The organism is Neisseria sp. HMSC068C04, from assembly GCF_001810105.1.
Taxonomy (GTDB): Bacteria; Pseudomonadota; Gammaproteobacteria; order Burkholderiales; family Neisseriaceae; genus Neisseria; species Neisseria flavescens_B.
Genome location: NZ_KV800003.1, coordinates 17,445 through 30,747, shown reverse-complemented (window position 1 = coordinate 30,747; position 13,303 = coordinate 17,445). Strand labels below are relative to the sequence as shown.

Annotated in this window: 12 protein-coding genes and 1 pseudogene; 6 read left to right on the top strand and 7 right to left on the bottom strand. The window is 45.3% G+C overall.

Annotated features, from left to right (window positions below; all coding sequences use genetic code 11):
* Positions 1-137 precede the first annotated feature (137 nt).
* Complete coding sequence (locus HMPREF2700_RS10490; protein ID WP_070591964.1) at positions 138-1,088, bottom strand: D-2-hydroxyacid dehydrogenase; 951 nt, start codon at positions 1,086-1,088, stop codon at positions 138-140.
* 538 nt (positions 1,089-1,626) lie between these two features.
* Here HMPREF2700_RS10490 and HMPREF2700_RS10485 point away from each other — a divergent pair.
* The gene (locus HMPREF2700_RS10485) at positions 1,627-1,998 is read left to right on the top strand and encodes a hypothetical protein (RefSeq protein WP_002215695.1); all 372 of its coding nucleotides are present in this window, start codon (positions 1,627-1,629) and stop codon (positions 1,996-1,998) included.
* A gap of 63 nt (positions 1,999-2,061) precedes the next feature.
* Here the strand turns inward: HMPREF2700_RS10485 and HMPREF2700_RS10480 are convergent, their stop codons facing one another.
* Both HMPREF2700_RS10480 and dcm read right to left on the bottom strand, forming a co-directional pair.
* The gene (locus HMPREF2700_RS10480; RefSeq protein WP_070591963.1) at positions 2,062-3,222 is read right to left on the bottom strand and encodes a restriction endonuclease; all 1,161 of its coding nucleotides are present in this window, start codon (positions 3,220-3,222) and stop codon (positions 2,062-2,064) included.
* Positions 3,223-3,233: 11 nt separating this feature from the next.
* Positions 3,234-5,822 carry a DNA (cytosine-5-)-methyltransferase gene (dcm, locus tag HMPREF2700_RS10475; RefSeq protein ID WP_083303991.1) on the bottom strand — a complete coding sequence of 863 codons (2,589 nt, stop codon included), beginning with the start codon at positions 5,820-5,822 and terminating at the stop codon, positions 3,234-3,236.
* A gap of 153 nt (positions 5,823-5,975) precedes the next feature.
* Here dcm and HMPREF2700_RS10470 point away from each other — a divergent pair.
* Positions 5,976-6,146: pseudogene (locus tag HMPREF2700_RS10470) on the top strand (IS5/IS1182 family transposase); the annotation flags it as partial.
* 82 nt (positions 6,147-6,228) lie between these two features.
* Here HMPREF2700_RS10470 and HMPREF2700_RS11850 read toward each other — a convergent pair.
* Entirely contained in the window at positions 6,229-6,465 is a 237-nt protein-coding gene (locus HMPREF2700_RS11850; RefSeq protein WP_168162746.1) for a hypothetical protein, read from the bottom strand.
* 88 nt (positions 6,466-6,553) lie between these two features.
* On the opposite strand from HMPREF2700_RS11850, the gene dinG reads away from it, so the two are divergent.
* Positions 6,554-8,704 (top strand): ATP-dependent DNA helicase DinG, encoded by a 2,151-nt coding sequence (dinG, locus tag HMPREF2700_RS10460; protein WP_070591960.1) that lies wholly within the window; start codon positions 6,554-6,556, stop codon positions 8,702-8,704.
* 64 nt (positions 8,705-8,768) lie between these two features.
* Here the strand turns inward: dinG and HMPREF2700_RS10455 are convergent, their stop codons facing one another.
* Positions 8,769-9,224, bottom strand: a complete 456-nt coding sequence (locus HMPREF2700_RS10455; protein ID WP_070591959.1) for a GNAT family N-acetyltransferase — start codon at positions 9,222-9,224, stop codon at positions 8,769-8,771.
* A gap of 167 nt (positions 9,225-9,391) precedes the next feature.
* On the opposite strand from HMPREF2700_RS10455, the gene HMPREF2700_RS10450 reads away from it, so the two are divergent.
* Positions 9,392-9,658: a DUF3079 domain-containing protein gene (locus HMPREF2700_RS10450; RefSeq protein WP_003686685.1), complete on the top strand. Its 267-nt coding sequence runs from the start codon at positions 9,392-9,394 to the stop codon at positions 9,656-9,658.
* Between the two features lie 84 nt (positions 9,659-9,742).
* On the opposite strand, the gene HMPREF2700_RS10445 is transcribed toward HMPREF2700_RS10450, so the two are convergent.
* Positions 9,743-10,225: a dihydrofolate reductase gene (locus HMPREF2700_RS10445; protein ID WP_070591957.1), complete on the bottom strand. Its 483-nt coding sequence runs from the start codon at positions 10,223-10,225 to the stop codon at positions 9,743-9,745.
* Positions 10,226-10,422: 197 nt separating this feature from the next.
* Here HMPREF2700_RS10445 and HMPREF2700_RS10440 point away from each other — a divergent pair, with 197 nt between their 5' ends.
* Positions 10,423-11,220, top strand: a complete 798-nt coding sequence (locus tag HMPREF2700_RS10440; protein WP_070591955.1) for a factor H-binding protein — start codon at positions 10,423-10,425, stop codon at positions 11,218-11,220.
* Positions 11,221-11,308: 88 nt separating this feature from the next.
* On the opposite strand, the gene asd is transcribed toward HMPREF2700_RS10440, so the two are convergent.
* A complete protein-coding gene (gene asd, locus HMPREF2700_RS10435; protein ID WP_070591953.1) occupies positions 11,309-12,424 on the bottom strand; it encodes an aspartate-semialdehyde dehydrogenase in 1,116 nt (371 codons plus the stop codon).
* A 243-nt stretch (positions 12,425-12,667) separates the two neighbouring features.
* Here asd and HMPREF2700_RS10430 point away from each other — a divergent pair, with 243 nt between their 5' ends.
* Entirely contained in the window at positions 12,668-13,240 is a 573-nt protein-coding gene (locus HMPREF2700_RS10430; protein ID WP_070591950.1) for an RDD family protein, read from the top strand.
* The last annotated feature ends 63 nt before the right edge of the window (positions 13,241-13,303 follow it).

Genomic DNA, 13,303 nt, shown 5'->3' with positions numbered 1-13,303 from the left:
TCCACAATGAAGAATGAAAAGGTTTAAAGTATTTGATAGATAACTTTATGAAATAAATAAATATTAATAAAGGCCGTCTGAATATTTCAGACGGCCTTTAAAATTGTTCACAACCTTATCAACAGGTTTTCCATAGATTAAACTAGATTTTGCGGATTGCCGGCCACGAAGCGGTTGATGTTGTCCAAAAGGATGTCAAACAGACGGTTGGCGGCCTCTTGGCTTGCCCATGCAATATGTGGCGTGACGATGAGGTTGGGCAGTCGGGCTTTCAGCAGAGGGTTGCCGTCGCGTGGCGGCTCTTGTGTCAATACGTCAAAACCTGCCCCGCCGATTTGGCCGTATTTCAACGCTGCAACCAAAGCGGCTTCATCAACCAAGCCGCCGCGTCCGCAGTTGATGAGGATGGCGCCGGGTTTCATTTGCTGCAATTCGGCTTCGCCTATCATATTGGCCGTTTGCGGCGTGAGCGGGCAATTAAGCGACACGACATCGGCGGAGCGGATGGCTTCGTCAAAGGAAACATAGCCATCTCGGATGCTTTGGGCATTTTTATGTTCGGCGAACACGACATTCATTTTGAAAGCCTGAGCATAAGTTGCCAGCGTTTTACCGATATTGCCGCGTCCGAAAATCGCCAGCGTTTTGCCGTTTAAATCGCGCATCGGGGCGCCGAGATGGCAGAAAAACGGCGAGTTTTCCCACAAGCCTGCCGCAACGTCGCGCTGGTAGGCAGGCAGGTTGCGCATCAGGGTAATCATCATCATAAACGCGTGTTCCGCCACGGATTCATTGCCGTAAGCGCGGATATTGCACACTGCTGTGCCGTTTTGTTTGGCAGCTTCAACGTCCACATTATTGACGCCTGTCGCGGTAACGGCAACCAGCTTGAGTTGTGGATTTTTGGCAAATGCTTGGGCGGAAATCACGACTTTATTGGTAATCACAATGTCTGCGCCGCGGATGCGCTCCAGCGTTTCGTGCGCTTCGGTTGTGCCGTAGCTGCTCAATGTATGTGGAAAATCGAAATCAAACGGGCGGTTGACGAGGGTATCGCGGTCGAGGACGACAATATGGAGTGGGTTCATAAAATTCCTATCAGAAATAAAATATCAATTTATAAAATCTAAATCAGAATAAAGGATTTAAAATATACGCGTTAGTTGATAATAATTATTATATAGCGATTCAAACATCAATGTATTAGGAAAACAGCATGAGACCTTTGCAAAATTCCTTTCCTTCCAACAGCCGAAACCCCAAACACAGGTTTTCGGCTGTTTTTGTTTCAAATATCCACTGATTCTACCCTAATCCCCCTTGGATGCCTGATTATCAGGTATCCGGGGAGGATTAAGGGGGTATTTAGGTAGAATTAGGAGTGATTTGTGGCGAAAACAGCCGAAAACCTGTGTTTGGGTTTCGACTGTCAGCGAAAAGGTGAAGAGAGGTACTTTGCAAAGGTCTCAACCTGAATATGTCAACCAAATCAGCGACAAGCTCGGAGAATTTTTTGGTCGGACGTTGACATAGGAGTTTCAATTCTTATAATTCAGCAATAGATACTGATAAGATGAAAATCTTGGGGAATATATCATTAAAATTAATTTATTAAGGAGATAATTAATGAATATTACATTAGGTCGAAATCATCAAATCAATTGTGATGAAAAGGACCTTTACAAGTTTATCGGCTATTTGGCAAATCATCCTAATGATGTAAATTTGGTTTTTGAAAAAAATAGTGTGCAAGGTGCTTGGGGTGATGAGGGACGTATACAGTTTTTCTCAAGTAAAGCACAAAATATTTTTGTGCCACTAGGATTTAAATTTACGGCAGGCGTAGGTAATATTGCATATAGGCTAAATTGTAATGAGCTTTTTGAAATGCTATCTCAGTTAGGTTTTGTTTCTGGTGGAAAACAAAATCTTTCAACAATAAAAGCAAATATTCCGTCTCAATTTCATGCAGAATTTGATGCTGGTGCGAATATGTAAATTCTAATTTAAAACACGAATCTGCTTCATGAGATTCGTGTTTTTTATTTTTAAAATATTTATTTAAAAATCAAACATTAAAATACGATGCTTCAATGTTTCGTAACTCATAGAAACATCAAACTGATCTGTATTAAATCCTGTATTGAGTACATGAATAAATTCATGGTAATCGTAATTGCCTGTATTAGCACGGTTATCTTGCTCAATACTGTCCAATTTCGCCATCAGGCAAATACGCTGGTAATGTTTGTCAATAACGGCGGTTTTATTGCTTAGGTGAGCCAAATTGAAATGCTGGTTTGGTGTCAGGCAAATCAGATTTTCAGGCAGCGATGCTAAATCAGGAAATTCGCTTGCCATAAAAATATGATGTGCCTGATTGGCTTCTGTGGGATCAAAACGTTGAACTTCGCTGGTTTTGTGTAGCGTTTTGACAAATTTTTTGGCTTTATTAACTAAATAATTCAAATTTGCGGCATTTGCACTATCGGCAAATAGAGCTTGAGCTTCTTTGCGAGTGAGCGATTTTTCTTTGCCTTTATCTCGCCAGTTTAGGCGATTGTAATAAAGCTCGTCTAATGTAATGGGGGTATTGGAAATACTCCCTTTTCTTGTGCCAAAAGTATTATGTTTATAAGCCAATGGATTAATGATTTTGGTAAAAATACGGCGAACTTCTACTTCGGTATTTTTGGGTGTGTTTTGGATAACAAGATCGGTAAACGCCGTTTTCATACTTTCAAACGTATTTTTATTAGGCTGGGCAAAAAAATCGGCAAATTTTGGATAAATACCACTGTCTTTTAATAATTTTTCACTAAATGCTTGGATGAAATTTAGGGCATTTCTTTCACGATTGGCAATATATTGCAGGATTTTATTATTCTGTACGCCGTACCGATAGTATCTAGAAAACTTTTCTTCGCTTAATACGCCACAATAGCTCAGCATTTTAATCGGTTGTGAAAAAAATTTATTGTATTCGCTACCGGCATTTTCAATGGATGGTTTTTTAAATACGGCGGTGGCGATATATTCGGCATAATCTGAATAACGAATATCGTTAATGCTAAATATTTCTCCAATCTTTTCAACATATTCGCTGATACATTCTGCTACGGCACATAATACATCCGGGGTTACTTTTTGATCGGTAAATGTGCCGAGTTTATGTGTTCTGATATCTAAATTTAAGTTAGAAAAATAATTTTCCATATTCATTTTTTACTCCTCTAATCTTTTAGCAATCCGAAAAAAAACACGGAATGATTGTCTATATTCATTGAACGAGAACCATAATTACGGGCAACACGGTAAAACTGCTCAAATTCGGGAGTTGCATAGTATGCGAGATCTCGTTGGGTTAGGATTTTTCCGTGTTTTTTCATTGTCAGTAGGGCAACCGAGCCATCAGCAATACTGTTTTCAGGCAAAAATGCTGCCCGAGGTTTGTAAGTCAGATTGGGAATCATCACGACATTTTTACGGTTAATAAATTTGCCGACAGAAAAAGGGGCAACTGAATCCACATAACTATCATAGCCCTCAATATCAATAATCTCGTTGTTACCGATATTACGGGATTTTAAAACCCGAACATTGCCACTATTCTGTGTATGCGATTTGGTAATTTGGCGATCTCGGAATGATTGAAATACATTAAATTCCAATTTTTGTGCAATTTGATCAAATTCACTATTACGATAAATCAACCAATAAGGGAAATTATCAGAAAAAAAATAGTTTTTACAGTTTTGTATCAACGTTTCTTGGATATGGCTTTCTATCGTAATATGTTGATTGTCTTTGTCGGTTTGATCGGCAATAAAGGCAATCGTCTCTATTTTTACGCCTTTAAATGCTTTCTCGCCGTAATCAATAATGCGGTTGATATTGGCTGTGATAAGTTGTTGTCGGGTTATTTGAAACTCGGGGGCGTTAATCACACTTTTGGGAACAACCAAAGCCACGGTTTTACTGAGCGTCAGAGCCTTATCAATAAAAAATGAAAAAATATTTTGCGTATCTTTATTGGTAGCATTTTTACGGTATAGTGCCAAATTTTTATCACTTGCCTTAACTTTGCCGTATGGTGGATTGCCGATGACTAGATCATAGTTTTCAGGCAGCGTTGCGGTTAAAAAATCCTGATGAATAATATTGAACTCAAATTTACTGCCTAAATTTAATTTTTTCAGCAGCAATGACAGGAGATTTAAACTGTTTGAGTCAATATCCACCAAATCAAAAATAACTTTTTCTTTGTCTGCATATTTTTTTGCCAGTAGTGGAATGAAATTACCAATGCCGACAGAGGGTTCTAAAATCCGTAAGTTTTTTTTCTTTTTGAAATCAGGAAGAGCATTAACCAGTCCGAAAGCAATATCAATACGGGTAAAATAAGCAGCCGTTTCGCTACGGGCAGCATTAGCGTATTCAGCAATTTGCAAAAGCCGACTGAATGGATATGCGTCAAAATGTTGCTCAATAAATCGGTAGAGATTATCGGCAAGGGATAAATTTTCTCGTTTGATTAAATTTTGAATTTCCGTCATTGACAGTTCGGACTGTTGCAAGGCTGCCTGAATGTTTTGTGCGACATTGGCCAAAACAGCGGTTGGCACAGATTCACCGATACAATGGCGGATATTCAGCTCTTCTTTTTTCAAAAAGGTTTTTTTCTCATCAAATGACAGTGCATTAAGCTGTTTTTCATCTTGTGCCGTCCATTTAAATGATGGCGGAATTGACATCATACGCATGAGTTCACGTACGGAAAATACACGGTTTTCAGTGGGGTGGATGGTGTTTTGGCTGGCTAAAATGTCATTACGGGTATGGATGCACGGACCCTCACGATCTAAAAACCAACGGGCGTATTTGTCTCCATTTTTGTTTTGATTGTAGATAATTTCACCATTTTTAATTTGATGGGGAATGCGTGCAGGATCAGTATTTTGGAAAGCTGACTCGCCTTCTTTAAGCTGTGCAATCCACGGCAACATACGGCGATCAAATTCGCGATAGCTATGGTAAATATCATCATCGCTAATTTCGCCCATTTGCATTAAAGGCGGCAGGTCAGCCAGCAATGTACGCAAGGTTTTTGGCGGTGTTTGCTTGGGGAAAATATCGTACGGCGTAATGTGATGAATATCTTTTCGCACGCCAATCACCAGCGTTCTGGTACGACTGGAATTTGCACCATAATCTTTAAAATTTAGTACGTTGGATAGAATGTTGTAATGTCCGCCCAAATTTGACCAAATGGCTTCCTCAATCGGCTTTTCTTGATGATCGGTATCGGTGCAGGGTGTATTTAAAAAGGCTTTGACGTTTTCAAAAATAAAAAATTTGGGCTGAACTTCCCGAACGATTTTGATTGATTCCACGACCAAAGAATTTCTTGCCATTTCATTATTTTTTTTATGGTTGGCAACCGACATTCCTTGGCAAGGTGGTGTGGCAATCACAACATCAATTTCAGTATTCCAGCGTCGAATTTCGGCAAACAGTTTGGCTTGGGTTTCAGGCAGGGTAATATCGCCAGCAATATAACCTGAATCAAAGCGGCATTTTTGATTATATTTTTGGATTTTTAGGCGTTTTTCTAAAAGTTCGTTGGTTGCTACGCATTCAAAACCATTGGTTTTAAAACCATAGCAACCAACGCCTGCACTGCTAAATAAACTGATGTAGGTGGGTTTTTTGTTCATATTTATGATGAGTTGAAACAACTGCTCTGCAAAAAATGCGTGTATTTTATCATAGAAGGCAAGGTAAAACACGCCATGCAATGATTTACTATATTGATTTTTCATCAAAAAAGTGCTGTTTGAACGGATATACAGCGGTGTTTTTTGCAATGCGTTTCAAACTTGAGGTACGTTTTTAATAGAAACACCGTCTGAACGCCAACCTGAGACCTTTGCAAAATCCCCTAAATCCCCACCAAGACATTTAGGGGATTTCTCATGACCACTTTCTTCCAGCAAACCGCCCAAGCCATGATTGCCAAACACATCGACCGCTTCCCACTATTGAAGCTGGATCAAGTGATTGATTGGCAGCTGATCGAACAGTACCTGAATCGTCAAAGAACCCGTTACCTTAGAGGCCATCGCAGCCGTCCCGCCTATCCTGTCGCCGGTATTCCCTAAGCGGTACGGCAACCTAAAACAAATGCCGTCTGAACTTCCGTTTCAGACGGCATTGTGTCCGAATGACTCAATATCTTCCGCTTTTTTCACTTTCAATAATCAGATATGCCCAAATCACCGCCACCCAAGCCGACACCGTTCCCATCGCCAGCAAAAAATGCTGCCAATCCGTCATTGGCGGCACAGGGCAACGGCTGCATTCGATTTCCGCACCGCCCAACAACCGGTACAGCAGCATATCCGCAATCCAAAGCAACAACGGGTATTTCAAACGCTGCAACCAAAAAACCAACCACGTCCACACGGTTTACCTTCCCCTATTCCGACAACGATATTGTACCGCTTCCGTGCAATGTTAAAATAAGCCCACTTCTACCGCCGTACAAAACACCATGCTCACCGATTTAGAAAAAAACGCCATCCGCGACCATTACCAAAACATCGGCAAAAACCTGCCCGGTTTCCGTCCGCGTGCTTCGCAGCGGGAAATGATTGCGGCGATTGCCAACGCTTTTTCGCGGACGTTGACGCGTGAAGAAGGCGAAGAAGCGCCCAAACGCGAGGGCGAGAGCATTGCCGTGATCGAAGGGCCGACCGGCGTGGGTAAATCATTGGCCTACCTTTTGGCCGGCGGCATTATGGCGCAAACACGCGGCAAACGGTTGATTGTCAGCAGCGCGACGGTGGCCTTGCAGGAGCAGTTGGTTGACCGCGATTTGCCGTTTCTGGTCGAAAAAAGCGGTTTGGAGCTGACCTTTGCGCTTGCCAAAGGGCGCGGCCGTTATCTTTGCCCTTACAAACTCTATCAACTGACGCAAAACAACGCCCAGCAAAACCTGCTTGGTTTTGAAGCGACGGAAGTGTTGTGGGACAGCAAACCCAAGCCGGAAGAATTGAACCTGCTGCGCAACATTGCCGATGAATTTTCTGCCCGCCGTTTTAATGGTGACCGCGACGCTTGGCCGGAAAAAATCGATGACGCGATTTGGCTCAAAGTTACCAACGACCGCCACGGCTGCCTGAAATCCGCCTGTCCCAACCGTGCGGAATGTCCGTTTTACCTGGCGCGCGATGTCTTGGAAACCGTCGATGTCGTCGTTGCCAACCATGATCTTCTGCTTGCCGACATCAGCATGGGGGGCGGCGTGATTCTGCCTGCGCCCGAAAACAGTTTCTATTGCATAGACGAAGCGCACCACCTGCCCAAAAAAGCCCTCAGCCGTTTTGCCGCCGAACATTCATGGAATATTGCCGTTTGGATGCTGGAAAAATTGCCGCAGCTTACCGGCAAAATTGCCGCGCTTACCGATAAAGCCGAACTTGCCAACCTCGCCGACGAAGCTGCTACATCTTTGCTCGACAGCCTGCATGAATGGCAGTTCCATTTGGCGGAAGAGCCGTCTTTAAGTTTGGGGTCGTCTGAAAACGATAGGCGGAAACACAACGAACCGACTTGGCTGTGGGAAGACGGCAAAATTCCCGAAGGCCTGGAAACCACAGTTTCCAATACGGCCATTGCTGCACGCAGCCTGCTCAAGCACGTTGTCGGCTTGAACGATGCGCTTTCTGCCGCGCGCCGCGAAAAAGAGCAGGACGGCGCGCTCCTCGACCGCCTGACCAGCGAGTTCGGCCTTTTTATTGCCCGTATCGAACAAATCAGTGCGGTTTGGGATTTACTCTCCACCGTTCCCATTGAAGGCGAAGAGCCGTTGGCGAAATGGATAACCCGCCGTGCCGACGACAAAAACGACTACATTTTCAACGCCAGCCCCATCAGCAGCGCATCCCACCTTGCCAACAGCCTGTGGCGGCGCGCGGCGGGCGCGGTGTTGACTTCGGCCACCCTGCAATCGCTCGGCAGCTTCAACCTGATTTTGCGCCAAACCGGCCTATTATGGTTGCCCGAAACTACCACGCTTGCTTTGGAAAGCCCGTTTAATTTCGATACGCAAGGCGAGCTGTATATTCCGCCGGTTCATGCCAGCCCCAAAGACCCTGATGCGCATACGGCCGCCATTGTCGAATGGTTGCCGAAGCTGGTTTCGCCGGTTGAAGCCATCGGCACGCTGGTGTTGTTTTCCTCGCGCAAGCAAATGCAGGATGTCGCCTTACGACTGCCTGACGAATATTTGCCGCTTCTGCTTGTGCAGGGCGAGTTGCCCAAGGCTGTTCTTTTACAAAGGCACCATCAAGCCATTGCCGAAGGCAAAGCCAGCATTATTTTCGGCCTCGACAGTTTTGCCGAAGGCCTCGACCTGCCCGGCACGGCCTGCGTGCAAGTCATTATTGCCAAGCTACCGTTTGCCATGCCGGACAATCCCATCGAGAAAACCCAAAACCGTTGGATTGAACAACGCGGCGGCAATCCTTTTATCGAAATTACGGTGCCTGAAGCCAGCATCAAATTAATCCAAGCCGTCGGCCGCCTTATCCGTACCGAACAGGATTACGGCCGCGTCACCATCCTCGACAACCGCGTCAAAACGCAACGCTACGGCCAGCAATTATTGGCCTGTTTACCGCCGTTTAAACGGATAGGGTAGTTGTGGATAATTAAAAAAGGCCGTCTGAAACCAAATGTTCAGACGGCCTTTTATTTATTTCAAGCTATAAATCCAATTTCATGACGGATACGGTTTCCCCGTTGTGCCAAGTCTGCATGATTTCTTTCCAGCCGAACTTTTCATACACGGCCTGCACATCCGGTGTATAGAGAAACAGATGCGGCAAACCCAGTTCGCGTGCTTTATCCAGACAAAACGAAACCAGCTGCCTGCCCACGCCCAAACCGCGAAATTGCGGCAAAACGAACACATCGCCCAACCAATATTCGTATTCAGGAAAACACGCCATATCAAACCGCTTCAATGCCGCTGAACCCATCAGCCTCCCTTCCTTATCCACAGCCGCAAACGCCAGCGGCAAGTTATCCCCATCGAGGCACTGCGCATAGTACGCACGGATTTTATCCAGAGACGACCATGGCGCAAAATCGTGCCATTCCTCAAACAGTGCGAGGGCTAAAGGCTCAACAAATTCAGGCTTCAGACGGCATATGTTCATATTGGCTCCTCTTGTTGTACCGCATAGGGATAGTTTTTACAGTATAGGCCGTCTGAAAGGTTAACACATCTTAAAAAATCAGCGTAAAACACGATAAACCCGCCGCCAGCCCCATTCAAATCACTTATAATTCTGCCCGTACCGCACACAAACAAAAGAAGAACATCATGGCCAAGAAATTTCCCATTTTTCCGAAAAATCCCGAGCGTATCTGCTGGGGTTGCGACAAATACTGCAAAGAAGACGATTTGCAATGCGGCAACGGTTGCGAGCGCATCCAACATCCTATCGAGTTGGACGGCCGCGACTGGTATAAAAAAGGCGACTGGAGCAATTTGTTGAGCGAAGAGCAGCAAATCGAACTTGGACTGAAGGAAGCGCCCAAGCCGGCCAAACCGCATATCAAGTTGCCTTTGAAAAACAAAACGGCTTAAACAGCATGCCGTAAACAAACGAGATAAAAAAAGGCCGTCTGAAACCTGAAAAACAGGGTTTCAGACGGCCTTTGCGTTGTCGGATTATACCTTCACATAATGCACAAACGCGTATTCGATGCCTTTGGCGGAAACATGGTTTTCCCGAGAGGCTTCTTGCCATATTTCTGTGGAAAACTCAGGAAAAAACGCATCACCGTCCACATCCAAACCGACTTCGGTCAAACGCAAATCGGTGGCAATCGGCAGGGCTTGTGCATAAATTTGCGCGCCGCCCATGATGATGACTTCTTCAGCCCCCTGACACAAAGCCAGCGCATCTTCCAAAGAAGCCGCCGTTTGCGCACCTTCGGCCTGATAATCTTGGCGGGTGATGACGATATTTTGACGGCCGGGCAGCGGTTTGCGCGGCAGCGATTCCCATGTTTTGCGGCCCATAATGACGGGTTTGCCGGTGGTGTAGGATTTGAAAAAGGCAAAATCCTCGGGCAAATGCCAAGGCATGGTGTTGTTGATGCCGATACAGCGGCGGGCGGCGTAGGCGGCGATAAGGGTGATTTTCGGCATGATGAAATCCGTTTGCAAAATAAAATGATTATAGCGGAAGGGAGGCGGGAAGGACTGAATGCCCGATATTCTAAAAATGTTTCAATATTTATGAAATAGATATTTAAAATGCTTAATTTTGACAAAAATCATTTATTGTTTATTTTTCTAGGTATATGATAAATATCATACCAAATAAAAAAGGAAAGGAAAAAATGATGAGAACCCTCCGTATTTCTGCTTTAACTGCTTCCCTGTCTTTGATGCTGGCTGCCTGCGGCGGCGCAACAAGCGGTTTGTCGAATGCCGTGACCGAACCGCTCAATCCGCATCCGAAAGGCGTGCTGTCCGTTGAATTGAACGAATCCGTCCCTGAAAACGGTACGTTGGAGCTGACGGCCAACGGTAAAACGCAAACCCTGAAAAAGGGCGACAAACTCGATACCGGCTTTTTGAAAACCGATAAAGTATCCTCTTACGACTACGCCCAAAAAATCAAGGTAAACGGCCAAGTCATCACTTTGGAAACAGGCGACTTCCAAGTGTATAAACAAAATTATTCTACTGTTGCCGCGCGTTACGCCAAACAAAAAGCCGATGATGCAGGCAAGCTGCAAAACCTCGATACATACACATTTACCGTCGGCGAAGTCCAAGGCGATGAAACCGCTTACCGCAATTTGCCCAAACAAGGCAGCTATCAGTATTCAGGTATCGCGTTTAACGGCGACGACCGCAGCGGCCGTCTGAAATACACCGTCGATTTCGATAAAAAACAAGGTTACGGCAAAATCAGCAGCATGGCTTCCCACAATAATGTCGACCTGATTGCCGCAGGTATTGCCAATAACAATGGCAAAGCCGCCATCAGCGGTAAAACCAGTTTGAACGGTATCGAAAACGGCCGTTATGATTTGAAACTCTTCGGCCCGCAGGCTGAAGAAATTGCCGGTAAAGCGCAAATCAAAGTTGGTGACTCTACCAAAGAAATCGGTTTGGCCGGTAAGAAAGAATAGGTAACAAGGCCGTCTGAAAGGTTCAGACGGCCTTTTCGTAACAAAAAAGCAACGGCTCAAACCGTTGCTTTTTTCATGCCAACCTAAATTACAGGCTGCCCAAGATAATGCGCAATACGCGGCGCAACGGCTCGGCAGCACCCCACAAGAGTTGGTCGCCGACGGTGAACGCGCTGATGTATTCGCCGCCCATCTCCAGTTTGCGGATACGGCCGACAGGAACAGACAGCGTACCGGTAACTTTGGCAGGAGTCAGCTCGTGGATGCTGGCTTCTTTTTCGTTAGGGATGACTTTCACCCAGTTGTTTGCACCTGCCAAGATGGCTTCGATTTCAGAAACAGGCAGGTCTTTTTTCAGCTTCAGGGTGAGGGCTTGGCTGTGGCAGCGCATAGAGCCGATGCGCACGCACAAGCCGTCGATTACGGTCGGATTGTCGCTGCGGCCGAGGATTTTGTTGGTTTCCACGCCGCCCTTCCATTCTTCTTTGGACTGGCCGTTGCCCAAGTCCACGTCAATCCACGGAATCAGGCTGCCGGCGAGCGGTACGCCGAAGTTGGCTTTCGGATAGTCTTCGCTACGCAGGAAATCGGACACTTTGCGGTCGATGTCGAGAATCGCGCTGGAAGGATCGGCAAGCTCGTCTGCCACTTTGGCGTGAATCGCACCCATACCGCTGATGAGTTCGCGCATGTTTTTCGCACCCGCGCCGGAAGCGGCTTGATAGGTCATGCTGGTTGCCCACTCGACCAAATCGTTTTGGAACAAACCGCCCAAAGCCATCAGCATCAGGGAAACGGTACAGTTGCCGCCGATGTAGTTTTTCACGCCGTTTTTGAGGCCGTTGTCGATGACGTTGCGGTTGACAGGGTCGAGGACGATAATCGCATCGTCTTTCATGCGCAGGGAAGAAGCCGCGTCAACCCAGTAGCCGTTCCAGCCGCTGTCGCGCAGGGGTTGGAAGACGGATTTGGTGTAATCGCCACCCTGACAGGTAACGATGATGTCCATTTTTGCCAATTCGGCAACATCGTTGGCATCCAACAATGTTTTGGCTGCCTGACCGAAATCAGGGGCAGCGCCGCCGACATTGGAAGTGGTAAAGAAAAACGCTTCGGGAATGTGGGCGAAGTCGTTTTCTTCTTTCATACGCTGCATCAAAACAGAGCCGACCATACCGCGCCAGCCGACAAAACCTACTTTCATGTGCTACTCCTTGAGAAGAAAATCCTGATAAGTTTTATAGTGCATTAACAAAAACCGGAACGGCATCGCCTGCCACTTTGTTCAGATTTTTGTTAACCCACTATAAAAAAGGGGAAAACAAATGTTTTAACGCCGTCTGCGGAAAATGTAAAGGTTTTTATCGAAATTTTTTAGAATGATGGAAAAATAGGTTAAGATGGCAATGAAATTGCATCTCATTAAAATAGCACAGAGGAAGATGAAATGAGCGAAATCAATTTGTCGGATTTGTCTAAAACGGAAATAGTAGATGTCCATATTGCTTCGCCGGGGGCGAGGGTTACGGCATATTTGTTGAATTATTTATTTAATGTTTTGATATGGGTACCATTCATTGTGATGGTAGTTTTCACTTTTGATGAAAGCGAAGAATTGGTTTCGGAATCTTCTCTTTCTAATACCCCTGAATATGCTGTCATAACATTTTTTATTTCTTTGGCTGTCTATTTGGTTTTTGGTATCTTCCAACTGTATTACATGAGCCGGGACGGTCAGTCTTTAGGTAAAAAAATTATGGGCATACGGGTGTTAAAAAGTGACGGGAGCAATCCGGGTTTTGGTGGTACGGTTTTGATACGCGAAGTGGCTTGGTCATTTATTGTCGGTATTATAGTCATTGCAGTAATGTTGGCAGTAAATGAAACAGGTGGAGATTTGGTTTCTCTGCTTATGACTTTCATCAACTTCATCATGCTCTTCTCCGTCAAACGCGACCGCCGCACGCTCTACGATATGCTGGCCGATACGGTTGTCGTCCAATTACCGCCGCGCCGATAAATGGCTTTTTTGTGTTAAAATCAGCACTTTCCAACATAGGCCGTCTGAAAGCTATTTTTCAGA